The following is a 26,207-nucleotide window of genomic DNA, read 5'->3' as shown; positions in this document are numbered from 1 at the left end:
CGTCAGTCAATGCGAATGATTATTATTTAGTCGATGTACCCACAAATAGTTTGGATGGGGAGGGAACATCATTACTTGGTGAAAGATTAGGAGGGCCAGGGCGATCACAAGCAGCGAGTCACCCTGTATTTGATCAGAAGGCCTTCAGGAAAAATCAGGAATTAGCCACTGCCCGCCTGTAATGGCTCTTTATCTCGCACCACTTCCGACAGCACTTTAACTTCCTGTCCAGGCTGCAAGCGCTCAGCACCACGCACTATCACACGATCGCCCTTGGTGAGATCACCGCTTACCGACACCCATTCACCATCGCCACTGCCGATACGCACAGATAATCGCTCAGCCTTATCCTCCTCGCCCACTCGATATACGAAGGTATCGCCATTTCTTAAAACCAAGGCATCCCTTGGCACAGACATGGTGGCCTGCGCCTGCGCAATGGGCACAGAGACCTGTACCGGCATACCGACAATCCAGTCCCACTGCTCCGGCGCACTCTGTGGCAAAGTTACCATCAGCTTAACTCGCCGGGAGCGATCGCTGGCCACAGGCACAAATTGACGTACCCGGCCGCTAAATAATTGATCATCCACCCGTGCCTCTCCCGGCAGAGAGACAGAATCACTGCGCAGCGCCACTGTGTCACCGATGCGAATCAGCGGCAGAGCCGTCAAGGGAATATCCGCCTCCACTTCCATCTGTGACATATCCAGGGCTCGCAGTAATTCCGAACCGGTGCGCACATATTCTCCCGCCTGTAATTCGCGGCTCACCACTAAAGTATCAAAGGTTGCATCAATGGCTGTTTTAGATAATTCATAGGCCCGGCGGTCGCGCTCAATTTGAGCCGCAATCAGGTCCTGAGCCATTGCCTCGCGCTCAGCCTGCTGCTCTTCCAATGCGGCTCGAGAGGTACTATTGGTTTCCGCCAACTTACTCAGTCGATTTAACTGAGCATCCATATAGGTCAACCGCGCACGCAATTGTGCGATACGGCTGTCACTATTGCGCAGCTGTAATCGCCAATGAGTACTGTCCAGCTCGGCCAGGCGCTCACCCTTTTTAATAAAGCTGCCGGGCTCAGCGACAAATTCCAACACACCATCCAGTTCAGAAGAAACCAGGATATCTCGTCGGCTCACCACCTCACCTGCAGACCACTGGCTCGGAGCAATTTCCCGAACTTGGGCCCGATCCACCAATACCGCAATAGGATCGCCCTGCGCCCAAACGCCACTGGCGCCCAGAGATAAAACGATACCTGCGAGCAATTTCTTCATTGTGAACTCCTCAGGGCAAACCTTTCGCGCATAGCCGTAAATTTGGGTAGTGGCAGGCTGCCGGTTTGCAGTAATGCCGGCAATAAAACCAGGGTAAAGAGCGTGCTCACTGCCATGCCGCCCACAATCACTGCGGCCAGGCCGCGGTAAATAACACTGCCCTCACCGGGAGCAACCAATAGTGGCAACATGCCAAATACACTGGTCAGGGTACTCATAAAAATAGGGCGCAAACGCAGGCGCAAGGCCTGCTCTACAGCGTCCACCCGAGTGCTACCCGCCATTTCTGCCGCTCGCGTCTGGTGTACCAGCAAAATAGCATTATTCACCACCAGGCCTAGCAATATCACAAAGCCAATCATGGTGAGCAGATCCAGTGGTTGGAAATCGATCAAGTTTAAAATTTGTAGCGCCAACACGCCGCCCACTGTCGCTAAGGGCACGGTGAGCAATACCAGAGAGGCATCCCGCAAGGAGCGGAACAGTGCACTCATCAGCAGGAATAAAATTAGCAGCGCTAACAGGAAATTCTTGGAAAGCGAGGCCAACGCCTTATCCAGGTCACTGGCATTTCCCCCCACCAAAATACTCCCGTCAGCGGGCAGAGCTTCGCGAATCTTCGGCAATACATCCGTTTCCAGCTGTGCGCGCACCTCTTCGAGGGACACATCTTCCGGCGGTACTATATTCAGTGTAATAGTGCGCCTACCATCGACCCGGCGCAAACTGCCCGGCCCCACAGTCCGCTCCACACTGGCCAGCTGACTGAGTGGCACCACTTCCCCACGGGGCGTTACCAACGGCGTATTTTGCAGTTGTTCTGGAGTACTCCAGGGCTGCGCTTTAAAAATAATATCCAGGCGCTTTTCACCGTCAAAATACTCGCCAACATAGAGACCATTACCCAGCGTTCGAACCAGTCCGCCCATATCCTGGCGATTCCAGCCCTGCTCCAGCATTGCGCGATCATTGGGGCGCACTGTCAATTCAGGTTCTGATAAAGATAAGCCCGGGTTGGTCTGCACCGGCGTTCCCGGCATCACCTCTTCAACAACCTCAACTCCAAGGGCAGCCGCACGCATCAATGCTTCGGCATCACGGGATTGCAGATGTAAAGCAATGTTGCGGTCACCACCGAACTGGCCAAACAGATTACCCCGCGCGGCGAATCCCTGGAAATCAGGAATATCCACCAGGATTTCTTCCCGCAGGACTCTCTCCATCTCCTTGGCTTGATCCATATCCTTAACCCGAACTCCCATAGTGCCGCCATTGGGCCAGGTGATCACGTAGTAGTTCTTCAGGGCTGGTTCGCGCTCACCACTCATGTAGGGTGCCATGCGCTTATCCAACTCGTTGACAATTTCTGTTTCTAAAGTTTTGGTATTAGTGGATGCGGGGAAATTCATCCACACGTCGACTGCATCCCTTTTTACCGGCGGTAAATAATCCAGGTTTGGTAAGAATAAATAAGTCGCAACCATGGGCATTAATAAAAGCCCCCCGATCACCTGCCAACGGCGGGTCCTGGTACTCGTCAAAGCCATTACCCGCGCAGTTATTTTTTCCCATACTCGGGAGAGACGGTCTTCAGTAGAGATAGAGGGTAGCCACAGACGCGCAGCCAGGGGAACCACAGCCACCGCAACCAACAGGGAAAACACCACAGCCACAGCAATAGTCAGGGCCAGGTCACCGAAGACCTGCCCTTCGACACTGTTAAGGAAAAATACCGGAAGGAATATCGCAACGGTTGTCGCAGTACTGGCCAACAGTGCACCCCACACCTGGCCCGCACCCTGCTCCGCAGCCTCCTCTGCCCCCCGACCTTTTTCTCTCAGGCGCACAATATTTTCCAACACTACTATCGCAGCATCGAGCACCATACCGGTAGCAAAGGCCAGCCCCGCCAGAGAAATTACATTCACGCTGCGGCCTGCGGCCGACAGCACCACAAAGGTCGAAAGTAATGAAATTGGAATCGCTGCGGCAACGATCAAAGTCGCACGCATGCGTCGCATAAACCACCAGAGCACTCCGACAGCTAATACGATGCCTAAAATCATATTACCGCCGAGCAAGTTTAAAGCCCGGTAAACAAACACCGATGCATCAAATGATTGCACCAGCACAAGCTGCTCAGCTTTCAATTTAGTTTCATTCAGCTCAGCGACTTTTTGCTTAACCCGCTCCAAAGTCGCCAGCATATTGGCATTGTTGGTACGGTTAATACGGAGAGAAACTGCCGGATTGCCATTTTGCGTGGTGACACCGCGGGATTCGGAAGGCCCCACCTTGACCTCAGCAATATCGCCCAGGCGCACCGGCTGTCCATTGCGCCATTCCAACACTAATTCGGATAAGTCTTTGGGTTCATACTCGCCGACAAAGCGCAGGGTATAGCGACGACGCCCCACGTCGGTAAATCCGCCGGAGACATCCCTGGCAGACGCCAGCTGCCGACTCACTGTAGGCAGCTCTACTCCCAGTTCAGCTGCTTTCCAGGGATCAAAAATAATCTGTAACTCTTCCTGTGCCGCACTCCCAGACTGGGCCTGGACACTGGCAACCCCGGGCACCGACTCCAACTCCGGGCGCAGTACATCTTCGATCAGGCCAGCGTAGTCATCCAGGTTATTCTGGTTATCAGGTAATTTTTGCAGAAAGAAATAGGTCAGTGCTGTGGCATCGCCACCCCAGCCACCCAGCATTACTCGCGGTGGCTCCGCATCCCGGGGCAATGGCGGCAGGCTGCTCATACGACTGATAACATCAATCAGCACCTTGTTCATATCGGTGCCCATGGCAAATTCCAGATTTGCCCAGGCGCCACCGCGACCGGCGTTGACTTGCATCATTTCCAGACCGGTGAGGCCCTGTAATACGGATTCGATCGGCTCGACAATTTCCGCCTCCACCTCTTTCGGTGCGGCCGCTCTCCAGCCCGCCTGGATAGCGATACGAGGATTGTCGATATCGGGGAAAAGTTGAACCGGCAGCTGGCTGGCGAGGAAAGCTCCAAGCAGAACAGCCATAACCACTGCGACCCCCGCAGCAGCGGGATTTTTTAAAGCGGCGCGTGTTAATGCCATTACTTCAGCCCCAGTTTTTTATTGGGACTGAAGGCTAGCGGAATATGAATTCCTTACAAGGCAGTTGCGACTAGTTGCCAGGAAAATTCGATCAGGCCATGAAGAGCCCGTTTATTCACCGGAAAGAAAATAAAAATTCACAAAATGAAATCCATGCCTTAAGAGGCAGCGTTACAGTGGAAAACCCACCTGCTTTGCTGCCTCACCTGAGAGCCATAAAAAATTTATGGATCAGAGGAAGTGCTGGACTTTATTTTTATAGCTGCGGCTCATTTTTAAACATTCGCCGCTATCTAACACCAGATGGTATTCACCATTAATATGGGCTCGTATCTCCCGTACTCGACTTAAATTGACGATAGTCGAACGATGAATCCGTTGGAACAATTTCGGGTCCAACTGCTGCTCCAGCTCTTTCATGGTGATACGCATCACATGGGTCTCACCCCGAGCGTGCACACACATATAATCACCGGCAGCATCGATCCAGTCGATTTCACTGGAGGGCACCAAAGTTATTTTGCCCGCATCTTTCACTGCAATTTTGTCCGGATAGGCACTACCGGCAAATTGCCCGCTAACCAGCTTCTGCTCCAACACCTCAGGGGATTCCTTGGTCAAATCGGCAACAGCTTCGAGTAATTGCTCCCGTTGGTTAGCGATATCAGCGTTAGCTCTCTGTTCCCTGACTCGGGTGAGAGCCAACTCCAAGCGCTCTTCTTCGATGGGTTTTAATACGTAGTCCACCGCATTGATTTCAAAAGCCTCTACCGCATACTGGTCGTAGGCCGTGACAAAAACTACATGAGGTAGAGAGTCCACCGGAATCAACTGAACCAGTTGCAAACCGTTTACGCCGGGCATCTGGATATCCACAAATGCTACATCGGGCTTCAGCTCCAGTATCTTGTCTAACGCATCGCGACCATTGCCGCTCTCTGCAACCACCTCGATATTAGCCATCTGTTCCAGTCGCAGCCGCAAGCCGCGACGAGCCAGGGGTTCATCATCGACAACGATCGCCCTCAGGGTCTCTACTCCACTCATCTCTTTATTCCTGTTCAAAGGGAATACGAATATTTACCGACAAGCCCCCTTCTGGGCGGTTGCGGAAACGCACTCTCTGGTCATCGCCATAAAGGGCCTTAAGGCGCTCACAGGTATTGCGAATGCCCACTCCGTAGCCTTTGCCAATCAGGCGCAGCTCCTCTTCCGACATGCCGGGGCCGTTATCGCTGACCTCCAATAATAATTCGCCGGCGAAAACCCGTGACTTGATGCCAATCTCACCGCCCCACTCCAGCTGTGAAATCCCATATTTGATCGCGTTTTCAACCAGCGGCTGCAACAGCAGGCTCGGCACCAAGGCCTGGGGGGACTCCCCCTGTAAATCCAGATTCACCCCTAAGCGATCGGCGAAGCGCACCTTTTCAATGTCCAGATACAACATCAGCGCCTCAACTTCCTTCGCCAGGGTGACCTTTTGCATAGGATCATTATCCAGGGAGTGGCGCAGGAATTGAGACAGGCGCGTCACCATATTGTTGGCCGTGCGCCCATCATTATCGAGGATCAAGGTGGAGATTGCGTTGAGCGTGTTAAACAGGAAGTGAGGATTCAACTGGTAACGCAGCATTTTCAGCTGGGCCTGATGCGCCATTGACTGAGCCCGTAACGCCTTTTCCTGCTGGGCCTGAGAGGAGCGGTAATACTTGATACCGTAATAGAGCGCCGCCCAGGTCATCAGAATCAGAAATGAATAGGTGAACCAGTAGATAGCCAGGAGTGCCGGGTGCTCATCACCATCGTGGCCATACAGCCACAGGGAGCCGCTGAACTTTATTGCCGCCCAAATCACCGCCGCCATCACTACCAGCAGTAAAGAACCTATTAATCGCATTACTGGAGGCTTGCTCCACAGGCGGTGGAACCCCTGGCGCATGCTCTCGCTGAGAACAACCCCCGCGGTAGTGGCAACTATGATGTAGCCCGAGTGAATCCAGTGGTCATTCACCCAGAAAAAACTGCCCACAAAGGTCAACAGCGTATAGCCCCCCCAACCAGAGAGCTGCAGGGCCCAGTACTGTGAGCGACGACTAGCCAGCTTCTGTGAGAGCCACTGAAGTGTTTTGCTTCCCATAATCTCCCGCTTATTGGGTAAAAATCTGTGCTCCGATTTGACACTAATCGGCAGCTTCATACTAAATGGCGTCGAAAGCCGGCGAAACACCAACCGGCGCAGCAAAGAGACAAACTGCCGCATGACCTACTGGTTATTTAAATCTGAGCCCGATGAATACAGCCTCCAGGACCTCGCTGCCGAATCCAGCGGTTGCGGTCGCTGGGATGGTATCCGCAATTACCAGGCACGCAATTTTTTGCGCGATAAGGTGAAGGAAGGAGATGGCGTGCTGTTTTATCACAGTGCCTGTAAGGTGCCGGCAGTTGTGGGCACCGCTGAAGTGGTTCGCTCTGCCTACCCCGATCCGGCCCAGTTCGACCCGGAAAGCAAGTACTTTGACCCCAAGGCCAGCGAGGATAAACCGCGCTGGTACTGCGTCGATATTCGCTGGCGAAGTGAGTTCCAACGGCCGGTGCCCCTCGCAGAAATCAAGGGCATCCCCCAATTGGCTGAGATGGTGCTGGTAAAACAGGGGCGCCTGTCTATCCAGCCAGTTTCCGATGACGAATGGCAACTACTCCAGCACTTGGGAAGCTCTACTCCGCGCTAAACGATACCTTTTGTCTGGGCGATATACAGGCTCAGCAACGATAGCAGGGTCAATAACGCTAACAAGCCGAGTAACAGTACCCAGGGGCGGAAAGGCTTGCGTTCGACACTGTTGATGCCGGACTGCAGGTATTTATCGACCTTGGCTTGGTCTTCATCGGAGAGTTTCTTTTCGGAGGGATCTAACATGGGCACTTTCGCTCGTTATTTTTGTGCCCTGAGTTTAGGAGAAAGCTTTCTACAGCTCCACAAAAAAGCCCCGCAATGCGGGGCTTTTTAACACTTTCGCAGGGAGCGGTTAGAACAGCTCTTCCTCCAAGTCCATCAAGCTAGCGCTACCTGCATTGACACTGCCGGCCAATGCCTGGGTGCGTGGCAACAGGCGAGCGAAGTAGAAGCGCGCTGTCTTTATCTGGCCGTTGTAGAAGCTGTCCGCTTCCGCTTTCGGCAGCGCCGCAGACACAATTTTCGCCCACATAAAGGCGTAAGCGACGTAGCCGAACAGGTGCAGGTACTCTACAGAAGCCGCACCCGGTGCGTGGGGGTCTTGCTGAGTGGCGGCAACCATATTCTCAGTTGCTTCACGCAGGCGTTGCATCTCAGCGATAAGCGGCTGGATAAACTCGGCCATTTCCTCGCGATCAATCTGGGCATCGATAAAGCCCTGTACATCTGCAGCAAACAACTCGAACAGAGCACCGCCAGTGGCTACAGTCTTGCGGCCCACCAGATCCAGAGCCTGGATACCATTGGTTCCTTCATAGATCTGGGTAATACGCACATCGCGCACCAACTGTTCCTGGCCCCATTCGCGGATATAACCGTGGCCACCGAAGACCTGCTGACCGAGGATGGTGCAATCCAATCCCATATCGGTAGTAAAGGCTTTGGCTACCGGGGTCAGCAAGGCAACCATATTCTCCGCGTTCTTTTTCTCTTCACCCTCGCCGAACTTGGAAATATCCAACCACTTGGCCACGTAAGTGGACAGGGCGCGGCCGCCGTTCACCAAGGCTTTTTGGGTAAGCAGCATGCGGCGCACATCCGGGTGCACAATGATGGGATCTGCGGCTTTCTCCGGCTGCTTGGCGCCCGCTGGAGAGCGGCTCTGGATACGATCGCGAGCGTATTCAACAGCATTTTGATAGGAGCGATCTGAGGCGCCGAGGCCCTGGATACCGACACCCAGGCGCTCGTAGTTCATCATGGTGAACATGGCCGCGAGTCCTTTGTTCTCCTCTCCGACCAGCCAGCCTTGGGCACCGTCGAAGTTCATCGCACAGGTAGCGGAGGCCTTGATACCCATTTTGTGCTCGATTGACCCACAGTTCACATCGTTGTGTTCGCCGATGCTGTTGTCTTCGTTCACCTTGTATTTGGGCACCAGGAACAGCGAAATGCCTCTCGGCCCCTTAGGTGCGTCTGGCAATTTTGCCAATACCAGGTGAATTATGTTTTCGGACAGATCCTGATCACCGCCGGTGATAAAGATCTTGCTGCCGCTAATGCTAAAGCTGCCATCGCCACGGGGCTCGGCCTTGGTGCGGATAATACCCAGGTCTGTACCGGCGTGAGGCTCGGTAAGGCCCATGGCACCAGCCCAGGTTCCCTCATACATCTTGGGCAGGTATTTTTCTTTCAGCGCATCACTGGCGTGGGCATCAATTGCCAGGCAGGCGCCGTTAGTCAGAACCGGGTAGAGTGCAAAAGAGATATTTGAAGCATTGATCATCTCCTCAACCTGAGCGCCCAGCATTTTCGGCATACCCATGCCGCCGTATTCCGGGTTGCCCAGCAGTCCACCCCAGCCGCCTTCACAGAAGGTGGCATAGGCTTCTTTAAAGCCTTTCGGCGTGGTCACCACACCGTCATTCCACTGGCAGCCCTCTTCGTCGCCAGTGCGATTGATCGGATCCAGGGTGTTGGCAGCCAGCTTGGCCATCTCTTCGAGAATCGCATCTGCGGTCTCACGATCTACCGCTCCAGCCAACCCGGGCAATTCCGCCCAGAGTTTTTCCGCAGCAAATACCTCGTGAAGTAGGAAGTTCATCTCCCTTAGTGGCGCCTTATAGTCGGCCATGCTCCCGGTCCTCATTCAAGTGTTTCAAACGCTCGTTTGAATCTAGGGCCGAAGCGCCCTAATGTCAACAGTCTCGGGCTTTGAGGAACCTGACAAGCACTCAGTTCTAAAGAGTGGGAACAATCTGTTGAATGGATGCTGTACCGCTCACTAGAGCCGGCTGAAAAAACTGCTGCTAGTCTACATTGGCGCTCCTTCGCAGTAGAACGCTGACGAGTTCGGCTAACTTATCCTCAGCTAATAGTGGAATCTCATCACTGGGTACAAATGAATAGGGCTCATCTGCATATCGCGGGATGATTTGCACATGCATGTGATCTTCAGACTGGCCTGCGGACACTCCAGAATTGCAGAATGTATGAATACCATCTGGCTGAAATGCCTCTCGCAGAATATCAACACCCGTTAGGATCAAATTGCTGACATCTGATAAAACTACCGAGTCACAAGCGGTAAAATGATTCGTGTGCAAAGAAGGGATTACTAACAATGCGCCTTTACTGCGCTGCCTCGGATTTACCGCCAGGCAAGCGTGCTTCAACTCCTTTACCAGCGGAACACTCGAATGCATCAGTGTACATAGCGGGCACGGCCTTCGAACTCGAAACGTATAAGGCACAGCAAACTCAATACAAGTTATGATCGTTGTATAATAGGGGTTATTTCGAGAAATTGAGAGCACCGCGTAGACGTGCAGCTTCCTTCGCCCTCTCCGGCGAACTCCATTGCGGACACGAAAAAATATCCGTATAGCGATATTTTCTACCCGCTTTCCTGTCACTCCTGGGGACAATCTCCCAAACTAAGTGAAGATAGGATCGCCCCGTAATTTCCCCCCAATCACACCAGACATTGGTGCCATCCGGATCATAGAGGTTTTCTACTGCAAAAGTAGACTCCCTGACACACTTAAATAGATCGCGGAACTCACTCTGATTGAATGTGGAAAAATCCGTATGATAGACGTGAGGCACCACCACCACATTCCCCCTAATTCTCGGCCGTATCGGTATTAGTGCGGTCGCAACATCATTTTGGCAGACAATAAATTGCGACCTCTCCCCCGGGGTACTCAAGCAATAACCGCATGGGCATCCCTGTTTTGATAAAAGTAAGTTAGACAATTGTGATACGGGCCTCACTACCTTTCATTACACAAACATTAGCCAAAACACCGATTGGCAAAGTCAACATGGGATCTGTGTGCCCAAAGCTTAGATTCGCCACTATTGGAAAGTCGAAATCCGCACAAGCCTCAAGAACCGTATCTTTTAGCGTGACGCCGGCTATATCAGTGCAATATGGCGAGCGTCCAATAAGCATACCTCTAACGTGAGAGAGTATCCCTGATTGACGCAAATGGGTAAGGGCACGACGAACCCTCTCTAGTCGCGCTTCTTCAGCATGGGCCTCCCAGAAAAAAATAATATCTGAGGGGATATTAAGATATGGCGTACCCACAAGCATATTTAGCGTCTCTATATTCCCTCCAAACAATATCCCCTCACCCAGCCCTTCTCGATAAACTATTCGGTGACTGTCTTTTTCCATCAAACGACGACGTTGCGGACTTTCACCCCAGTCCGTAAATTCACGAGTCCATGCAGCAGGATCTCTTAGCTCTGTCAAGGTCTCATTATTACCGATGGCAGAAAAAAGGTTCTCGTCCGTAAAAGCAAAAGGCTGTGGGTATTCGCCAAACTGAGGTAACAGTGTGGGGCCAAAATAAGTAGTCCATCCACTCAAACTATAAATACCTAAAATCAAGGCTGTCGCATCGCTGTTGCCAATTAACACTTTGGGGTGTCGGCAAACAATATCTCGATTCAAGTGTTCTAATATTTCAGCTGAGTTAAATCCTCCAATTGAGCACATGATTCCCGCAATCGAGTGATCGAGTAATAAACTCTCAAGCGCCTGAGCCCGCTCCAATGCAGTCCCTGCCGTAAACCCTCTTGAAAAGCACACCTGCTCCGGCAGTACAACCTTTGTATTCAAGGTTCGCTCCAAGGCTTTAACGCTCCGAATTAATCGGTCAGGATATTTACTTGCTACATTTGAAGAGGGTGAATATATTGCTATCGCCTTTCCCGGTATTAGCTTAGGATAAAACCTGTTATTCATGTTGATAGCGTGAACTTTTCATTTCAAACATTGTTTCTCTGGGCTTATGCCCAGAGCGTCCAAAGTTTACCGACACTGCATCATTATTCAGGCCAGTCAATGGTTAGCCCCTGCCGTCGTAACACATCAATAAGCTGATTATATTTTTGCCCCTCTAGTAACAAATCAGACTTTCCTATTTCATTAACCGCTCGCAGGAAAATTTGATGAAGGCTAGCTTGACTCAAATAAAGATCCTCAGACTTCAAAGTACGAGGGTGAGTGTTATGAAGTTGTTCTACCCAGTCGGTCGGCAATCGCTGCTCTAATCGCCGATCCCCTTGTAATTTAACACCTGTAGCCTGTTGAATAAGTGGAATAATGGCATGTTTACGTGTAAAGGCGAGAGAGTCACAAGCCGCCAAATTTTCACCTCTTTTAATTTTTGCAAATGTATACCAAAGCCAGCCACAGTAGCGCGGGATAATCTCCTGCACTGACATTGATTTCGCACCAGACATGGTGTTTTGGCTGATAGGAATATCTTTACGCAAGACGATGAATGGTTCTGGGATACAGCAAGGTGGATCTGCACAATACAAAAAGCTTATATCTAACTTTACAATCCAGTCATCTTTTCGAGTGTAGAAAACAAGTAAACTTGGAATTCCCGCATGCACAGCAGAGAATGTCACGCAAATATTAAAATGCTGTGTGAACATCTGCTCAAATTCAGCTCTGGCCCTATTGAGTGGATTAGTCGACATATAGACTGCCGTGACATCCAAATCACTAAAAGCATCGGCTTCGCCAGATGCGATGCTTCCACCAATAGTTATAGTCACTGGTGCATCTTGTCCATTTGCCCATGAGTTGATAAATGAAAATATGGGGCGTAAGTGCTGAGGCAATTTATCTTCAGGTAATCCCAATGAGCTTATTCTTACCTGCTTAGAAATATTGTAACTTGAAGGGTCCCTATCGGAAGAGCTCATGGTGACAATTCAAATCCGTTTCTGCGAGGCAATATCTGGAGATCCCGAATGTCATCGTGTTGGAGCACCCACATTAAAAATCGTTCAACACCCATGCCAAACCCAGCAGTTCTCAATGGATAAACCCGCTTCATATTCGTATACCACTTATAGGATTCTGGATTTACCCCATGCACCTTCATAGCTGTGAGAACAGCCAAATCGTCAACATGTCTTTCGCCACAACCGACCACTTCGCCACACCCAAATAAGAGATCACTATTTAATGCGCTATAGCCATTTTTATCCATGGCTTGATAAAAGGGAACAACCCCATGATCCCACTTGGTAACCCAAACAAAGGGGCCAATAGTTCTGATAAGCTCTCGTTCTCCCGCTCTAGTAAGATTTCGCCCGTAATCAGTTTTATCGATAAACTCAGGCTTGTCCTGAAGAAGCTTGGCGGCCTCATCAAAAGTAACAGAATTAAAAGTTAAATCTCCGTTTGCCACTGACTCTAAGTGACTTAGACTGCCGGCTGCTCGTGTAATCGACTCAGCTTGCTCCCTAAGCATCGCTTTGCTGAGCGCGCGGATATACCCTTCAGCCAAAGACATAGCCTCAGCCAAGTCCCCACTAATTTCTACCTCGCTGTGCATAAACTGGCAGAGATGTGTAGCGTCCCAGTCCTCCCCACGAAATGACGGCATTAGATAATAAGCGCCTCGGGGCTTCATTCGACAACACAACTCAAGCTGAAACTGCATGGAGTCGGCTAAATATGTTTCCTGACCATTTAATTGAATACATACAGGAATTGAGTCACTTCCCAGCCCAACTGGACTTGAAATACTGCCAGTCGTAACAGGTAAGTGAACGGTGCCAATCCCCTGGTTCCACCAAAACACAGCTGTCTCTCGAGTAAGTATGTCTTGTAAATCTACCAGTAAGTTAAACCAAGGATTATTTGCGAGTTTCAAATATCTGCTGGGATCTTCAAGAATCGGTGGTTGCCAGCCATTTGTATGCCCATTCGTAGTCAATTTCACAACCCCAATCAGAGAGATATCCCCATAAGAATATATCCATCTACTTTTTACTGCCGGGTGATACAAATTTTTGCTGCGTATTTTAGCTCCCCCTTTAAAAATTCAATAACTGCAATAGCCGAATAAGGAAATAATGAAAAATTAGAGAAAATCACGACAGTTTTATCAGAATAACTACATAGACTATAAATTAAACATTGCCATGAATATTCTTGCAAAAAGTTTCTCAATTAAAGATGAAAAATCAAACTTATATTCTTTTGGTTGATCTCGAATGTACTTGTGATAACGAGCCGCCCCTCCCTCCAGAGGAAGCCGAAACCATAGAGTTGGGTGCGATAGTGGGAAGTTTGACACAAAAAGCTTTTGTTCAATTAGATGAAAGGCAGCTTTACGTAAAACCCACTATTCACAGAGAATTGACACTATTTTGTACGGAATTAACGGGTATTACTCAGGAGCAGGTTGATAAGGCCTCGTTGTTACCCGGGGTACTGGATAAATTCAAAGATTGGCTTTCCAACTATGAATTAGCCGCATGGGGCAGCTGGGGAAATTTTGATGCATGGCAATTGCACATGGAAACAGGCGGAAAGGAAATAGTAAACCCCTTACAATACCTGCCTCACATTAATGTGAAGCAAATATTCGCTGACAATAAAGGATACCGCGTCGACCTAGCCAAGGCTATTCAACTATCGGGGCTTAAATTTAAAGGGCGACAGCATTCCGGTATCGATGACACACGAAATATCGCCCAACTTCTGGAAAATGATATCGCCCTGCGAACTAGTTTTTTAAATCAGATATAATCAGGCCTAGTAATATCACCTTGTAAGAACAGCATTCTGCGTCTTCTCCTAACCCTACCGCCCCATCAGTGATCGGCTTGGGCAATTAACCCATCGATATCCAGGTACTGGGCAGCATTGCGATAGTTCGCGGCGCTATCGAATGGAAGGGAGCCTAGAAGAGGAGCCGGCAGTAGAGCCTTAAGGGTATGCAGATTCTCCTCTGCGCGAGCCATACCCTCACCACGTACAAAGTTGGCTACCCAACCCACTAACGGAAGCCCATCACGGCGGATTGCCTCTACCGTGAGTAATGCATGGTTGATACAGCCAAGTTGCATTCCCACCACGAGTATGACCGGTAGGTTTAGTTCCCGGGGCAACTGGGACAGAAAGCTTCTTGGGCCCAGCGGGGTGCGCCAGCCACCAGCACCTTCAATCAAAACCAGGTCGGCCCCTGCAGACATCACTCCCCGGCAGACGCCAGCCATCCGCGCAACATTTAACTGCTTTCCCACCTCTGCGGCCGCTATATGCGGAGCAATAGCGGGCTCCAGGGCAAAAGGGTTTACTTGCTGGTAAGGCAGCTTCAGAGTCATCGCTTCCTGGAGCAAAAGGGCATCTTCATTGCGCAGGCCATCATCCGTGTGCTCACACCCAGACGCCACAGGCTTCACTGCCGCCGTTTGCAAGCCTGCCTCCGCCGCTGCCGATAACAGTGCGGCGCTCACATATGTCTTGCCGACCTCGGTGTCAGTACCGGCGATAAAATAGGTTTTTGCCAAGGCCTAACTCCCTCCTCCAATAAAAGTTAACTTTTTTCATAACGTGACTTTTCACGCCACTCAGATGGTGATAAATTAACCGGGTAGCGCAAATTTCGAACAAATCAAGCCGTACATCGATAAGAAGGCACGGGGTTGCGCTCACACAATAACCCCCTTTTAAAGGGGACAGACAGCAGGGATGCGGTGTCATTGCGAAATAACCGACAACTACCCGAACTGCTTAAAGACCATGCGATACCTGACCTTTGCCCTGCTCCTGCTGGTGCCAATCTTTGCTTCAGCGAAAGTTGATCCCGTTGACCACGTCGTGGTTTATAAATCCAAGAAACTCATGCAGCTGATACGGGACGGCCGTGTCGTGAAAAGCTATACCGTGTCTTTTGGCGATAACCCTAGGGGACACAAGGTTCGCCAGGGGGACGAGCGAACCCCTGAAGGCCGCTACACACTGGACTGGAAGAATCCCAACAGCCGCTTTTACCGTTCAATCCACGTGTCCTATCCCAACAAGCAGGACCGTGCACGGGCAGCCAAAATGGGGGTCAGTCCCGGCGGTGACATTATGATCCACGGTATCAAGCCCCAGTGGTCCTATATGGAAAGACATCTGCGCCGCACCAACTGGACCGATGGTTGCATCGCGGTGGCCTCCAACCGTGAAATGGACGAAATCTGGGCTCTGGTGAAGACGCCAATCCCTATCGACATCTACCCCTGATCTCTTCAATCTTGCACCCGGCTCCCTGCGTTGCGATAGGCGCAGGTCAGCCGGATTTTTTTGCCCTGCAAGCGGTGAGATTCATATAGATCACCTCGTAAGTTACCGGCAATCCTCGCTCTTCCCGCTTATTTTCATAGGCTACGGACAAGTGCTGCAGTTTGCGACGACCTGTCATACCTTTATCCGCCGCCCGGTTAATATTGTGTGCACCCACTTCCTTAAGCTCCCGCATCAACTGCCGCAGGCTATCAAAGTGCAGTAGGCGCAATTCATCCGTAACCAATCCGCTGAGGTCACTGTGCAGTGCCGCTTCACGCCATTGCTCGGCGGGCAGGAACTGATTGACATGTACACCCCCATCCACTTGAGCCCAACTCTGTTTCAATTCCACCAGGGTTTTAGGGCCAAGGGTGGCAACCAAGCACCGCCCTTCAGGGGCCAGTATTCGCTGCAACTCAGCAAACAATTGCGGCAGGCGGTAGCACCATTGCAGCGCCATACTTGAAAACACCAAATCAATACTACCCGCCGCCAGGGGTAACTGTTCGGCATCGGCCGCAACGTAACCATCAGCTTCTGGTCTTTGCGTCCGGGCAAATTTCAGCATCCCCTCCGCCAGATCCAGGGCAATAATTTGCGCCTTAGGAAAATGCCGTCGTAACAGTTCAGTACCGAATCCGGTGCCACTGCCCAAATCGAGGATCGTACGGGGTGCCCAGCTGTCATCGGCTTGGGCCAACAGTTGCCGGCAGACTGCCCGCTGCAGATGGGCGCAATCATCGTAGCCCTGTGCTGCCCGGGTAAAAGAGCGAGCTACCGCAGCCTTATCAAACGGCTCAGCCGGGGGATTTCCAATAGACTCGAGAAGCTCGAATAGATATTCAGCGACGATGTCAGCTTTGGTGCAATGGGGTAAATGGCCCGTCTCGGGTATGACTTTGACGGTGCCCCCACACGCCTCAATGGACCGAGCAGCTTCAATGGGAACCAGGGCATCCCTGTCACCAAACAGGTGCAGTGCCGGCACGGACAGATGTTCCAAGTATTGGCGATTATCCAGCTCTGCCAAGCAGCACAATGCTCCCCGCCAGGCATCACTATTTATTTGTGGTTTTTGTGCCTTTAGGTCTTTAAGCAAAGAGCGCATGGAGCTATCACCCCGCGCCTGTAGTGAGCAAAAACGCTCCCAGGTACTCTCCGGAGATGATGTAAAAGCATCGAAAAATGCCTTGAAAGTGCTCTCGGCCATGCCTGGCCAGCCGTCTCGTTCCACAAAGCAGGCATTGGCAGCTATGGTCACTAAACCCAGAACTTTGTCCTGCTTCGCTATAGAAGCCAGGCGAACGGCCAGCATACCGCCGAGGGAGTGGCCAACCAGGATACAGCTAGGGGGAAGTTCCTGGTAAAGCTTCTGCAGCAAAGCTTCTAGTGGGGGCCAGTCTTCAGCACCTTGTGTAGCAAATCCAGGTAACTCAATACAGTGGAGTTGCACTTCTGTACGACGCGCCAGGGATTCTATAAGCGGCTGCCAAAGGTCTGCACTCCCGCCCCACCCGTGCAGGAAAACCAAGTGTTCAACCCGTGTCACTTATCCAGTACCCCTGCGCCCTGCAAAATCTGCTGCAGTGCGCCTAGTAGCTCATCGATATCCTCGGCCAGATGAGCCGCGCTCAGGGTAATGCGCAAGCGTGCAGTGCCCAGCGGCACTGTAGGCGGGCGAATGGCACCCACCAGGAATCCACGCTCCTGCAATTCTCTGGCAACCGCCATCACGGTGTTTTCACAGCCCAACACCAGCGGCTGTATCGCACTGGCCGACGCCTGTAGAGGTAAGCCGAGCTGTAGTGCCCTGCGGCGGAAATAAGCGATATTTACCCGCAAGCGCCCTTGTAACTGAGGCTCATCGCGAATCAATTCGATAGCAGCCAAGGCACCGGCAGCCACTGCTGGCGTCATTCCGGTGGTATAGATATAGGGCCGCGCAAACTGGGTGAGGAAATCTATCAGTGCCCGGGAGCCCGCAATAAAGGCACCGGCATTGCCAACCGCTTTACCCAAGGTACCCATCACAACCGGGGCTTGTTCCTGGGTCAGCCCCGCCAGGGCACAGCTGCCCGCCAGCGGGTATGCTTCACTACCCATTACGCCAAAGCCGTGGGCCTCATCAACCATTAACCAGGCGTTGTATTGCTTACACAGAGTGGCAATCTCAGCCAGAGGGGCCAAATCACCATCCATGCTGTAAACGCCATCCACCGCTACTAAAGTAGCGCCACCCCGGCTAGTAGCGCGCTGCAATTGGCGTTCAAGGCCAGCGAGATCGTTATGGGCAAAGCGCAGACTGTTGGCGCCACTCAAGCGGGCACCGTCAATCAGTGAGGCATGATTAAGCCTGTCCGAAACAATATTGTCGGCTCGCCCCAACAGGGCACAAATAGTGCCGATATTCGCCATGTAGCCACTCGAGAATATCAGCGCCGCTTCTCGCCCACTTACTTCGGCGATGCACTGCTGCAAGCGGTGATGAATATCCAGGTGACCATTAACCAGGTGAGAGGCTGTGGCGCCTGCACCACACTCTGCTCCCGCCTTCTGTGCTGCGATGACTTCCTCGCGGCTGGCAAGCCCCAGGTAGTCGTTACTGCTAAATACCAGTAGCTCCCGCCCATCGACCCGGGCTCGCGGCCCGGGTGCGCGATCGAGGGTTTTTAGTTCCCGGTACAGATTCTGCTGGCGGCGCTCGGCGAGGCGCTGTTGCAGGACTTCATTCAGGGTCATTTGGCCGCGTCGTAGAAGAAGGCATCATTTTGCTGTTCGGTGATCTGCGCGTTCAATTCCGCTTCCACCTCAGCCTCATCGGCGTACTGCTGATACTCTTCTGGCTTAATACCCAGGCGACTGAACAACTGCATATCTTCGTTAGCTTCCGGATTCGCAGTCGTCAGCAGTTTTTCACCGTAGAAAATAGAGTTGGCGCCGGCGAGGAAGGCCATTGCCTGCATCTCATCGCTCATCTGCTCGCGACCGGCGGATAGGCGCACATGGGATTTCGGCATCATGATACGGGCCACAGCAATGCAGCGAATAAATTCGAAGGGGTCCAGGTCCTTTTGTTCTTCCAGCGGGGTACCTGCGACTTTTACCAGCATATTGATGGGCACTGATTCGGGGTGCTCCGGCAGGTTCGCCAATTGCATCAATAACCCGGCGCGATCTTTATCGCCTTCACCCATTCCCACAATGCCACCAGCACAGACCTTCATTCCCGCTGAGCGCACTCGCCCCAAGGTTTCCAGGCGATCCTGGTAAGTGCGAGTGGTAATAATCTCACCGTAATATTCCGGCGAAGTATCCAAATTGTGGTTGTAGTAATCGAGGCCTGCATCCGCCAACTCCTGGGCCTGATCATCATTTAACATGCCCAGGGTCATACAGGTTTCCATACCCAACGCCTTTACTTCACGTACCATCTGGGTCACGTAAGGCATGTCTTTTTTCTTGGGGGAGCGCCAGGCGGCCCCCATGCAGAAGCGGGTAGCACCGCCGGCCTTAGCTGCCCTTGCCTCCTGCAACACCTTTTCAACCTTCATCAGTTTTTCCCGCTCCAGCCCGGTGTCATAGCGGGCACTTTGGGGACAGTAGGCACAGTCCTCAGGGCAAGCACCGGTCTTGATAGAGCAAAGGGTACTGACCTGTACCCGATTAGCGTCAAAATAAGCTCTGTGCACTTGCTGCGCGGTAAACATCAAGTCGCTAAACGGCATGGCGAAGAGGTCCAGTACCTGCTGGCGGGTCCAGTCGTGGCGGATCTCTGCGGCGGGCATTTGCTGGGCGGCAGTCACAGGGCGTACTCTCTCTGTTGCTTATTAAAATCGGATACTCACAGCCTGTTAGCAGGCTCTAGTGGAATCGATCAGCGGGCTCTAATTCAGCGTCTGCCGTTCAATCCACCAGACTGGCCAGTTTAGCCACGGCCAAACCGCTGTCAACTCGGAAGAGACGATATGGTTTACAAGCTTTTCAGTAGAAAACTTGCCCAAAGTCTGGCCCGCTGCCTGCTGTGCGGCGGAGCATCGGGAGAGGTTGGAATCTGTTCTGCCTGCACTCAGGAACTACCGGCGCTAGGCCGTGGTTGCCGCTACTGCGCCCTACCCTTGGCGGCGGCAAAAGATAATATTTGCGCGGCCTGTTTACAGAGGCCACCCGCCTTAAAGAAGATCAGTGCTGCCTGGCAATACGCTTACCCAATCAACCACCTAATCCAACATTTCAAATACCACCGGGACCTGGCCGCCGGACACAGCCTTATACAGCTAGCGGCCCGCCAATTGGGGCTTCCAGAGGATATGCCTGACATACTTACCCCGGTTCCTCTGCACTGGCGTCGCTATTGGCAACGCGGTTACAACCAGGCTCAACTTATTGCCAGTGGGCTGGGGCAAAACTGGTGCCTGCCAGTAGATCTGCAACTACTGCGCAAAACAACTTCCACCAAAACCCAGTCTCAACTCAGCCGCAACCAACGGCTGAAAAACCTGTCTGATAGCTTTGCCGTGCGCGGAGAAATATCGGGTGCCCATATCGGCCTGGTAGACGATGTTGTAACCACGGGAGCGACCCTTGAAATCATCACTCGCCAGCTACTCACAGCCGGGGCAAAACAGGTCAGCGCCTTCGTTTTGGCCAGAACGCCATGACTGTTCGGCGCGACTACAAATAGACCCATAGTCACCCCAACGTCACAATAGCTTACCTTGCCGTTCTGGCGCCTCAGTCCCTCATCTGCCAGCACTGCTAAGGTTCTAACAGCGACTAAATTGCCCGCATTTCTGTTGTCGCGGGCCAGGAATTCAGCGATGAGTGAATACAAGTTGCCACGGGGCATTGTCATCAGCGGCACAGGCCTGTGGACCCCACCGGAATCTATTAGCAATGAAGAGTTGGTAGATGCCTATAACACCCATGCCGAGCAGTACAATCTTGAGCATGCTCAAGAGATTGAGGCCGGTGAGCGCGCAGCAAAACCTTTCTCTTCTGCAGAATTTATCGAGAAGGCCTCAGGCATCAAGAGCCGCTATGTGGTGACCCGCGATGGCATCCTTGATCCGAAGCGCATGCGCCCCCTTATTCCCGAGCGCGCAGATGACGAGCTGAGTGTACAAGCCGAAATGGGCTTAAAGGCCGCCAGACTAGCCCTGGAGAAAGCCGGCAAGCAGGCGTCTGACATTGATTTGGTCATTGTCGGTGCCTCCTATATGCAGCGCGCCTACCCCGCTATTGCTATTGAAATCCAAGGTGCACTGGGTATCGATGGTTTTGCCTTTGATATGGAAGTGGCTTGCTCCTCAGCCACCTTCTCACTTCAGCGTGCGGTGGATGCGATCTGCTCAGGCTCAGCCAAAACTGTACTGGTCATCAATGCTGAGCTGGCCTCACCACAAGTGGATTACACCGACCGAGACAGCCACTTTATCTTTGGCGATGTAGCCGTAGCCAGCATTATCGAGCGCAGAGAAACCTGTACTGTCGAAAGCGCCTGGGAAATTCTCGGCACCAAAGCGAAAACCGTTTTCTCCAACAATATCCGTTCGAACTTTGGCTACACCGCTCGCGCCGCCGATGTGGACCCATTTGGTCCCGGTAAGTTGTTCCGCCAGAATGGCCGAAAGGTATTTAAAGAAGTTTGCCCCATGGCGGCGTCTCATATTGAAGCCCACCTGCAAGAGACGGACACCGATCCTCACAGCGTGCGCCGCTACTGGCTCCATCAGGCCAATATCAATATGAACAACCTGATCGCCAAGAAGCTAATGGGTGACAATGCAAGCGTTGAGCGCGCGCCCATCGTTCTGGACCGCTACGCCAACACGGCAAGTGCCGGCTCAGTTATCGCGTTTAATTTACACAGCGATGACTTGCAGGTCGGTGACCGGGGAATTATCTGTTCCTTTGGCGCGGGCTATTCCATTGGCAGCTTGGTATTGGAAAAAATCTCCATTTAATTTTGAAATATTTTCGGAGTTCGGGAATAAATACTGAACTCCGAAACAACCACCAAAAAGACCGGTGGTTCTCACTACCACTGACACCAGGATTTTATTAACCGGCGACCTGGCCTTCACAAATATCTATTAAAACTATGCGCGATCCAGCCGCAGCGCATAGCAACCATAAGCAGCGAAGCGCAGCAGAGCGAAATCAATCTCATCCTGCATAAAATATTCACTCACTTCTGTTTTTATTTGTTCAGGGCCCACCAATTTCGCAGACACGATGTGCTCTTCAGCGCTATAGGCGCGAAGCACTAGTGGCACACCACTCTTGAAATAATCTTCCGCATTATTATTTAGCGGGGGGAAGCTATTCTGTGCTCTGAAGTCTTGTTCCGGCTGCGGCTGCGCCAGTACAAATACAGGCCCGTATTCCCGGTAAGGACCGGCAAAAGAGAAAGGGCAGTAGCTCGCCAAGAGGATTTTCTCCCCCGGCCGTGCGCGCCGTCGCACATCACGACATGGCTCACCGCCCTGGGCGCTCAGCTGCCGTACCGGCTGCCCTAGATCATCTAGACCTGCTTGACGAACCTTTTCTAAAAAATCTTCGCGGATAGGTGTTACGGTAAAAGTCATGGCTAAGGTCACCCCACTTGCTAAAAGAGCGAGGTTACTGAACACCAAACAGCATCGCTGGCCAGATTCGGGCGCGTCATTCCAAGCGAGTAGCGGTTATTTTTTTACGGACTCTTCAAGCTCACTCAGCAGACCTTCCGCCCAACTGATCCAGGTCTTTTCCGCCTCAATACCCAAAAGCAGGGTTTGATGTGCCAACCAGTAGCGCTCCTGGAGCGCTGTATCACTCTTTAATACCCGCTCATTTTGCTCCTGGTAACTTTCCAGAGAGCTGCGATGTTGGCGCAGTTGGGCCTCCAGAGCATCTCGCATTTCATCCTTGCTCAGGTTGTGGCCGGCGAACATACGCACCAGGAAAGGCTCGCGAATCTTCTGCGGCGCACTGGGCTGAGTGACCCAGTCACGCAGCTCGGCGCGACCTAGATCCGTGAGGCTATAGACCTTCTTGTCCGGCTTGCCTTCTTGGGCCTGCTCCTCACAGTCCAGCAGGCCCTCCTCATGTAACTTGTGCAGCTCGCGATACATCTGCTGATGGCTGGCACTCCAGAAGTGGGAGACGCTGCGCTCAAAGCGCCGCTTAAGGTCATATCCACTGCCGGGCTCAATATCCAGCAAGGTGAGAACGGCAAAGCGCAGAGACATGAAAACTCCAACTCATCTTATGCAAAGAGTTGCATATTAACCGGAGCCAGCCATTTATGACCAGCTGCCGGGTTTTCATAGCAAGATAATTAGATTAATAAAACATTAAAAAATAGGACAAATGTATCGACAGAAACTAACAGTCGAGATGTAAGGCTAGCTTTTATGCAAATTGGAGATATAATCGCCGGCTTGTCGCCAAAGTCGTTTAGGCGGCCACTGTCTACGAGGTTGTTTGCCCAATGTCCGCGCCCGCACTATCCCCATCCAGTCCAGATGCCCCAGATGAAAAGGCTTCTGGTGCGCGCCGCTGGGACTTTATGCTGGACATCTTCGCCATGAATAGCTTCTCTTGGGCTGTAGCGATCCCCATCGAGCTGGTTCTGGCGGGTATGAGTTGGAACGAACACCTGAAAGTTCGCCTGATGGCCCTGGTATTCAATACCCTTATCGCCCGTCCATTCAGTATGTATCGCAACTGGATTGTGAACCGTTTTGGGGGTGGCGGCTTTATCAATGCCTATCTGGTAGACACCTTTGTATTCCTCAGCTTCCAGTTCCCGCTATATATGGCCAATATGCGCCTCGGTGGGGCCAGCTGGGACGAAATTGCCACCGCCAGTATTACTTTTATGCTCATCGCGGGAGCTCTTGGCCGCCCCTACGGAATTTATCTCGACTGGGTGCGCCGAGTGTGGATTAATACGCTTGTCCCCCTGTGGAGCAAACGCGCTGCCTGAGGGGGCACCGATACTCGATTAGGCATTACGAGAGAGGAACATGACTGTGTTGACCGATAACGCCATTGAAAACAGTTCCATGACCGTTGGCGTGGTCGCCGGCACCCCCACAGATACCCGCTTCGGGTTGGACTTCCTCGCCGCGCGCCAACTTCGTGGCGTGGGCCTGTCCCTATCTTCCTCTCCCCAGGCCCAGACTCAATTGCAGGCGCTGGAGCGCGACGCCCTTACCCAACAATTGATCGAAGCCATAGAGCAGCTGTACCAGGCCGGTGCAGAAGCGGCCATGATCTATTGCAACTCACTTTCCGGTGCTGTGGATATGGCGGCGGTAAAAGCTTCCTCCCCCATTGAGGTGGTATCCCCTCTAGAGGTCTACGCTGAGCTTACCCAGCGCTATCGCAACTTTGGACTGCTGGCCGCCAACTGCCAGAGCTGCGCCAATATCGAGCGGGAAATACTCGAGCGCAATACAACCGCCAAAGTCATCGGTATTGGCAACTTGCAAATTGTGGAAGATATCGAGGACGGCCTCGCCGCAGAAATGATTGTTCGCCAACATGCCCTTGATGACTTGGTCGCGGCATTGGTGAAAAGCGGCGTACAGATCCTGATTTTGGGCTGCACCCATTTCGATTATTTTTATCGGGAATTGCTCGCACACTGCGATGGCATTCGCCTTTTCCTTCCCTCAGAGCGTATGTTGCAATTGCTGCAAGAGCGCATTCCCCAGGCTGCCTGAATACTATTTCCTCACAGCAGCTCCGGCGTAATTTGTTCTGGAGCTGTCGCTAAACTACCCATCCAACCTAGTAAATTGCTGCTAGATCCCTCTATGTAATCAGATGCAATCTGTGGATTAACTCCCTGCCAACAACCCGGCTACCCGATCCAAGGGCTGAACAGACGGGGCTGGCAGGCTACTTCTCTATTGGTACGTTCACTGAAGCGCCTCTGCTCCCCCCACAGCAGAAGGAAAATTTTTCTTGTACCAAAAGCGGGCTTATTGCAGTATCAAAAATCTCCGATGTACCTGGGTATCCATTACAACAAGTCGTATTAAAACCTTTTTGGACTGCAGGATTTAGTCCAATTTAAATAACGTTGGTTACAAGGATGATAGAAACCACTTTGTCTGGGGGAATTCCCTCTCGTCACGTATTCTTGCGTGTCATATGCCTCGGCCTATTGGTCTCGGGTTCGGTATTTTTATCGAGTACTGCACAGGCCGATGTTATTACCACACTAAAAAGTCAGGTCCCGCTCTTTTGGGTGGGAATACCCGCTGTACTTGTACTGCTAATTTGTGCGTTTGCAATAAATAGGCAAGTTAACTTACGCCAATTAACCCTCGATACCAATGCTCGGCTTAAAAATTTGAGCAAGGAAAATAGCAATCTTTTCCAACAGGTACACAGTCGTAACAGCGAATTTGTCGCACTGGAAAAACAACTTGCTGATGCCCTTAGTGAGCTTGAACAATTGCGCCAGGAAAAATCTGATCTCCTCACCATAACCCGGCACCACTTACAACATCCCTTGGATACACTTCTCGGCACTTTGAATTTATTGGCTCGCAGCGAAGACAATAATACACGCGCCCTGGTAGAAATCGGGAAAAGACAATTAAACAGCGCCCTTAAATCCCTGGAGAACTTACATCAGTGCGGTAATGTTGAGACAGTAGAATTAAAACTCCCCACTGAAAGCCATCGTGCGCCCGGCAAACAGCTCTCTGTTTTACTCGTTGAAAACAGTAAGCATGACTCCCTTCAACCCACCCTGGAAACCATGGGCCATAACGTACAGCGGGAGTGCAATGGGATCGATGGGAGCAGCGCTGCACTGCAAAAAAACTTCGATCTTATTTTGGCAGACACCCATCTTCCATTGATGGATGGTGTTGAAGCAGTGCGGGAAATCCGTAGGGAGAGAGGTGCAGAACTACCTATTTTTGCCCTTTTACAAAATGCCAGCTCTGGCGATAAGGAGCGCTACCAGGCCAGAGGCTTTACCGGGGTATTGACCCACCCGATCGGCGACCGACAGCTGATGCAATTATTGAGCTGGGCTGTTCGCCGAAGCCAGGGCATTGCAGGCCCCCAGGGAGCAAAGCCCACTCGACTCCTTAATACCAATACTCTATTTCGCCTGCGGGATACATTGGACCACCATACGTTTGCCGAATTACTCAGTGAGCGCACCGCTACCCTGCCAAAACAAATAACGTCATTAACCAGCGCTATTACTGGACGCCATTGGCTTGATGCAGAACAGCAGGCACAAAGACTGGCTCGCTCAGCTATTGAGGTCGGCCTCGAAACAATAGCTTCTCGCTTACGTACCCTGGCCGCAAACCTCTCTATCGATAGTGAAAGAGAACACTGTCGCCAACAGCGCACAGAGCTGTTACAGCTTATGCGCGAATCTGTGCGCCAACTAAAGGCCTGGCGCGAGCGCAATGTTCACACTGAGTGGGCATTAAAATAAACCACCCTACTGTGGCCCGATTTCGAGTCACAGTACTCTTACTGGGAAACAATGGGGCGGAAGAGGCGTCTGCAGTCCACCGCGCAAATAACACATCCCA

The 26,207-nt window shown here is 51.9% G+C and carries 25 protein-coding genes; 8 read left to right on the top strand and 17 right to left on the bottom strand.

Features of this window, described 5'->3' with window-relative positions; genetic code table 11:
• Positions 1-161: 161 nt before the first annotated feature.
• The 4 genes from ACG1BZ_RS02045 to ACG1BZ_RS02030 form a co-directional block, all read right to left on the bottom strand.
• Positions 162-1,280, bottom strand: a complete 1,119-nt coding sequence (locus ACG1BZ_RS02045; protein ID WP_413664206.1) for an efflux RND transporter periplasmic adaptor subunit — start codon at positions 1,278-1,280, stop codon at positions 162-164.
• Positions 1,277-4,372 carry an efflux RND transporter permease subunit gene (locus tag ACG1BZ_RS02040; RefSeq protein ID WP_413664205.1) on the bottom strand — a complete coding sequence of 1,032 codons (3,096 nt, stop codon included), beginning with the start codon at positions 4,370-4,372 and terminating at the stop codon, positions 1,277-1,279. Before ACG1BZ_RS02040 ends, ACG1BZ_RS02045 begins: the two co-directional genes overlap by 4 nt.
• Before the next feature lie 231 nt (positions 4,373-4,603).
• Positions 4,604-5,419, bottom strand: a complete 816-nt coding sequence (locus ACG1BZ_RS02035; protein ID WP_413664204.1) for a LytR/AlgR family response regulator transcription factor — start codon at positions 5,417-5,419, stop codon at positions 4,604-4,606.
• A 4-nt stretch (positions 5,420-5,423) separates the two neighbouring features.
• Entirely contained in the window at positions 5,424-6,512 is a 1,089-nt protein-coding gene (locus ACG1BZ_RS02030; protein ID WP_413664203.1) for a sensor histidine kinase, read from the bottom strand.
• 121 nt (positions 6,513-6,633) lie between these two features.
• On the opposite strand from ACG1BZ_RS02030, the gene ACG1BZ_RS02025 reads away from it, so the two are divergent.
• The gene (locus tag ACG1BZ_RS02025) at positions 6,634-7,104 is read left to right on the top strand and encodes an EVE domain-containing protein (protein ID WP_413664202.1); all 471 of its coding nucleotides are present in this window, start codon (positions 6,634-6,636) and stop codon (positions 7,102-7,104) included.
• Here the strand turns inward: ACG1BZ_RS02025 and ACG1BZ_RS02020 are convergent.
• From ACG1BZ_RS02020 to ACG1BZ_RS01990, 7 genes are all read right to left on the bottom strand, one after another.
• A complete protein-coding gene (locus tag ACG1BZ_RS02020) occupies positions 7,101-7,292 on the bottom strand; it encodes a DUF3094 family protein (protein WP_413664201.1) in 192 nt (63 codons plus the stop codon). The two genes, ACG1BZ_RS02025 and ACG1BZ_RS02020, sit on opposite strands and share 4 nt — an antisense overlap.
• 109 nt (positions 7,293-7,401) lie before the next feature.
• Positions 7,402-9,183, bottom strand: a complete 1,782-nt coding sequence (locus ACG1BZ_RS02015) for an acyl-CoA dehydrogenase C-terminal domain-containing protein (protein ID WP_413664200.1) — start codon at positions 9,181-9,183, stop codon at positions 7,402-7,404.
• Positions 9,184-9,358: 175 nt separating this feature from the next.
• On the bottom strand, positions 9,359-9,754 hold the full coding sequence (locus ACG1BZ_RS02010; RefSeq protein WP_413664199.1) for an HIT family protein: 396 nt from the start codon (positions 9,752-9,754) through the stop codon (positions 9,359-9,361).
• Positions 9,755-9,842: 88 nt separating this feature from the next.
• Positions 9,843-10,157 carry a hypothetical protein gene (locus ACG1BZ_RS02005; protein WP_413664198.1) on the bottom strand — a complete coding sequence of 105 codons (315 nt, stop codon included), beginning with the start codon at positions 10,155-10,157 and terminating at the stop codon, positions 9,843-9,845.
• A 142-nt stretch (positions 10,158-10,299) separates the two neighbouring features.
• Positions 10,300-11,307 carry a S66 peptidase family protein gene (locus ACG1BZ_RS02000; protein ID WP_413664197.1) on the bottom strand — a complete coding sequence of 336 codons (1,008 nt, stop codon included), beginning with the start codon at positions 11,305-11,307 and terminating at the stop codon, positions 10,300-10,302.
• Between the two features lie 83 nt (positions 11,308-11,390).
• Positions 11,391-12,281 (bottom strand): hypothetical protein, encoded by an 891-nt coding sequence (locus ACG1BZ_RS01995; protein ID WP_413664196.1) that lies wholly within the window; start codon positions 12,279-12,281, stop codon positions 11,391-11,393.
• Positions 12,278-13,309, bottom strand: a complete 1,032-nt coding sequence (locus ACG1BZ_RS01990) for an amino acid--tRNA ligase-related protein (protein WP_413664195.1) — start codon at positions 13,307-13,309, stop codon at positions 12,278-12,280. Before ACG1BZ_RS01990 ends, ACG1BZ_RS01995 begins: the two co-directional genes overlap by 4 nt.
• A 212-nt stretch (positions 13,310-13,521) precedes the next feature.
• Here ACG1BZ_RS01990 and ACG1BZ_RS01985 point away from each other — a divergent pair, with 212 nt between their 5' ends.
• Positions 13,522-14,121 carry a 3'-5' exonuclease gene (locus tag ACG1BZ_RS01985; protein ID WP_413664194.1) on the top strand — a complete coding sequence of 200 codons (600 nt, stop codon included), beginning with the start codon at positions 13,522-13,524 and terminating at the stop codon, positions 14,119-14,121.
• Positions 14,122-14,186: 65 nt separating this feature from the next.
• Here the strand turns inward: ACG1BZ_RS01985 and bioD are convergent, their stop codons facing one another.
• Positions 14,187-14,885 carry a dethiobiotin synthase gene (gene bioD, locus ACG1BZ_RS01980; RefSeq protein WP_413664193.1) on the bottom strand — a complete coding sequence of 233 codons (699 nt, stop codon included), beginning with the start codon at positions 14,883-14,885 and terminating at the stop codon, positions 14,187-14,189.
• Positions 14,886-15,066: 181 nt separating this feature from the next.
• Here bioD and ACG1BZ_RS01975 point away from each other — a divergent pair, with 181 nt between their 5' ends.
• Positions 15,067-15,606: a L,D-transpeptidase family protein gene (locus tag ACG1BZ_RS01975; protein WP_413664192.1), complete on the top strand. Its 540-nt coding sequence runs from the start codon at positions 15,067-15,069 to the stop codon at positions 15,604-15,606.
• A gap of 46 nt (positions 15,607-15,652) precedes the next feature.
• On the opposite strand, the gene bioC is transcribed toward ACG1BZ_RS01975, so the two are convergent.
• From bioC to bioB, 3 genes are read right to left on the bottom strand one after another with little or no spacing between them, the layout of a single operon-like run.
• Positions 15,653-17,197: a malonyl-ACP O-methyltransferase BioC gene (gene bioC, locus ACG1BZ_RS01970; protein WP_413664191.1), complete on the bottom strand. Its 1,545-nt coding sequence runs from the start codon at positions 17,195-17,197 to the stop codon at positions 15,653-15,655.
• On the bottom strand, positions 17,194-18,387 hold the full coding sequence (gene bioF, locus ACG1BZ_RS01965; RefSeq protein WP_413664190.1) for an 8-amino-7-oxononanoate synthase: 1,194 nt from the start codon (positions 18,385-18,387) through the stop codon (positions 17,194-17,196). Before bioF ends, bioC begins: the two co-directional genes overlap by 4 nt.
• Entirely contained in the window at positions 18,384-19,433 is a 1,050-nt protein-coding gene (bioB, locus tag ACG1BZ_RS01960) for a biotin synthase BioB (RefSeq protein ID WP_413665834.1), read from the bottom strand. The genes bioF and bioB overlap by 4 nt, the downstream gene beginning before the upstream one ends.
• A gap of 180 nt (positions 19,434-19,613) precedes the next feature.
• On the opposite strand from bioB, the gene ACG1BZ_RS01955 reads away from it, so the two are divergent.
• Together ACG1BZ_RS01955 and ACG1BZ_RS01950 are read left to right on the top strand one after the other, a co-directional pair.
• Positions 19,614-20,306 (top strand): ComF family protein, encoded by a 693-nt coding sequence (locus ACG1BZ_RS01955; protein WP_413664189.1) that lies wholly within the window; start codon positions 19,614-19,616, stop codon positions 20,304-20,306.
• Positions 20,307-20,465: 159 nt separating this feature from the next.
• A complete protein-coding gene (locus tag ACG1BZ_RS01950) occupies positions 20,466-21,611 on the top strand; it encodes a beta-ketoacyl-ACP synthase III (RefSeq protein ID WP_413664188.1) in 1,146 nt (381 codons plus the stop codon).
• 135 nt (positions 21,612-21,746) lie between these two features.
• Here ACG1BZ_RS01950 and ACG1BZ_RS01945 read toward each other — a convergent pair whose 3' ends face one another.
• Positions 21,747-22,235: a DUF1203 domain-containing protein gene (locus ACG1BZ_RS01945; RefSeq protein WP_413664187.1), complete on the bottom strand. Its 489-nt coding sequence runs from the start codon at positions 22,233-22,235 to the stop codon at positions 21,747-21,749.
• 96 nt (positions 22,236-22,331) lie between these two features.
• The gene (locus ACG1BZ_RS01940; protein WP_413664186.1) at positions 22,332-22,877 is read right to left on the bottom strand and encodes a PadR family transcriptional regulator; all 546 of its coding nucleotides are present in this window, start codon (positions 22,875-22,877) and stop codon (positions 22,332-22,334) included.
• Between the two features lie 242 nt (positions 22,878-23,119).
• Between ACG1BZ_RS01940 and alaE the strand changes: the two genes are divergently transcribed.
• From alaE to ACG1BZ_RS01925, 3 genes are all read left to right on the top strand, one after another.
• Positions 23,120-23,617 carry an L-alanine exporter AlaE gene (gene alaE, locus ACG1BZ_RS01935; RefSeq protein WP_413664185.1) on the top strand — a complete coding sequence of 166 codons (498 nt, stop codon included), beginning with the start codon at positions 23,120-23,122 and terminating at the stop codon, positions 23,615-23,617.
• Between the two features lie 40 nt (positions 23,618-23,657).
• Complete coding sequence (locus ACG1BZ_RS01930; protein ID WP_413664184.1) at positions 23,658-24,359, top strand: aspartate/glutamate racemase family protein; 702 nt, start codon at positions 23,658-23,660, stop codon at positions 24,357-24,359.
• 374 nt (positions 24,360-24,733) lie between these two features.
• Entirely contained in the window at positions 24,734-26,107 is a 1,374-nt protein-coding gene (locus tag ACG1BZ_RS01925) for a response regulator (protein WP_413664183.1), read from the top strand.
• Positions 26,108-26,207 lie beyond the last annotated feature (100 nt).

This window comes from Microbulbifer sp. CNSA002, from assembly GCF_047324085.1.
Classification (GTDB): domain Bacteria; phylum Pseudomonadota; class Gammaproteobacteria; order Pseudomonadales; family Cellvibrionaceae; genus Microbulbifer.
Note: the sequence above shows the minus strand (reverse complement) of the source record. Positions and strands in the feature narration are given on the sequence as shown.

Coding starts and splice junctions, on each gene's coding strand:
- ACG1BZ_RS02045 (WP_413664206.1), bottom strand. CDS start 1,280: ATGAAGAAATTGCTCGCAGGTATCGTTTTATCTCTGGGCGCCAGTGGC.
- ACG1BZ_RS02040 (WP_413664205.1), bottom strand. CDS start 4,372: ATGGCATTAACACGCGCCGCTTTAAAAAATCCCGCTGCTGCGGGGGTC.
- ACG1BZ_RS02035 (WP_413664204.1), bottom strand. CDS start 5,419: ATGAGTGGAGTAGAGACCCTGAGGGCGATCGTTGTCGATGATGAACCC.
- ACG1BZ_RS02030 (WP_413664203.1), bottom strand. CDS start 6,512: ATGGGAAGCAAAACACTTCAGTGGCTCTCACAGAAGCTGGCTAGTCGT.
- ACG1BZ_RS02025 (WP_413664202.1), top strand. CDS start 6,634: ATGACCTACTGGTTATTTAAATCTGAGCCCGATGAATACAGCCTCCAG.
- ACG1BZ_RS02020 (WP_413664201.1), bottom strand. CDS start 7,292: ATGTTAGATCCCTCCGAAAAGAAACTCTCCGATGAAGACCAAGCCAAG.
- ACG1BZ_RS02015 (WP_413664200.1), bottom strand. CDS start 9,183: ATGGCCGACTATAAGGCGCCACTAAGGGAGATGAACTTCCTACTTCAC.
- ACG1BZ_RS02010 (WP_413664199.1), bottom strand. CDS start 9,754: ATGCATTCGAGTGTTCCGCTGGTAAAGGAGTTGAAGCACGCTTGCCTG.
- ACG1BZ_RS02000 (WP_413664197.1), bottom strand. CDS start 11,307: ATGAATAACAGGTTTTATCCTAAGCTAATACCGGGAAAGGCGATAGCA.
- ACG1BZ_RS01995 (WP_413664196.1), bottom strand. CDS start 12,281: ATGAGCTCTTCCGATAGGGACCCTTCAAGTTACAATATTTCTAAGCAG.
- ACG1BZ_RS01975 (WP_413664192.1), top strand. CDS start 15,067: ATGCGGTGTCATTGCGAAATAACCGACAACTACCCGAACTGCTTAAAG.
- bioF (WP_413664190.1), bottom strand. CDS start 18,387: ATGACCCTGAATGAAGTCCTGCAACAGCGCCTCGCCGAGCGCCGCCAG.
- bioB (WP_413665834.1), bottom strand. CDS start 19,433: ATGCCCGCCGCAGAGATCCGCCACGACTGGACCCGCCAGCAGGTACTG.
- ACG1BZ_RS01955 (WP_413664189.1), top strand. CDS start 19,614: ATGGTTTACAAGCTTTTCAGTAGAAAACTTGCCCAAAGTCTGGCCCGC.
- ACG1BZ_RS01950 (WP_413664188.1), top strand. CDS start 20,466: ATGAGTGAATACAAGTTGCCACGGGGCATTGTCATCAGCGGCACAGGC.
- ACG1BZ_RS01945 (WP_413664187.1), bottom strand. CDS start 22,235: ATGACTTTTACCGTAACACCTATCCGCGAAGATTTTTTAGAAAAGGTT.
- ACG1BZ_RS01940 (WP_413664186.1), bottom strand. CDS start 22,877: ATGTCTCTGCGCTTTGCCGTTCTCACCTTGCTGGATATTGAGCCCGGC.
- alaE (WP_413664185.1), top strand. CDS start 23,120: ATGTCCGCGCCCGCACTATCCCCATCCAGTCCAGATGCCCCAGATGAA.
- ACG1BZ_RS01930 (WP_413664184.1), top strand. CDS start 23,658: ATGACTGTGTTGACCGATAACGCCATTGAAAACAGTTCCATGACCGTT.
- ACG1BZ_RS01925 (WP_413664183.1), top strand. CDS start 24,734: ATGATAGAAACCACTTTGTCTGGGGGAATTCCCTCTCGTCACGTATTC.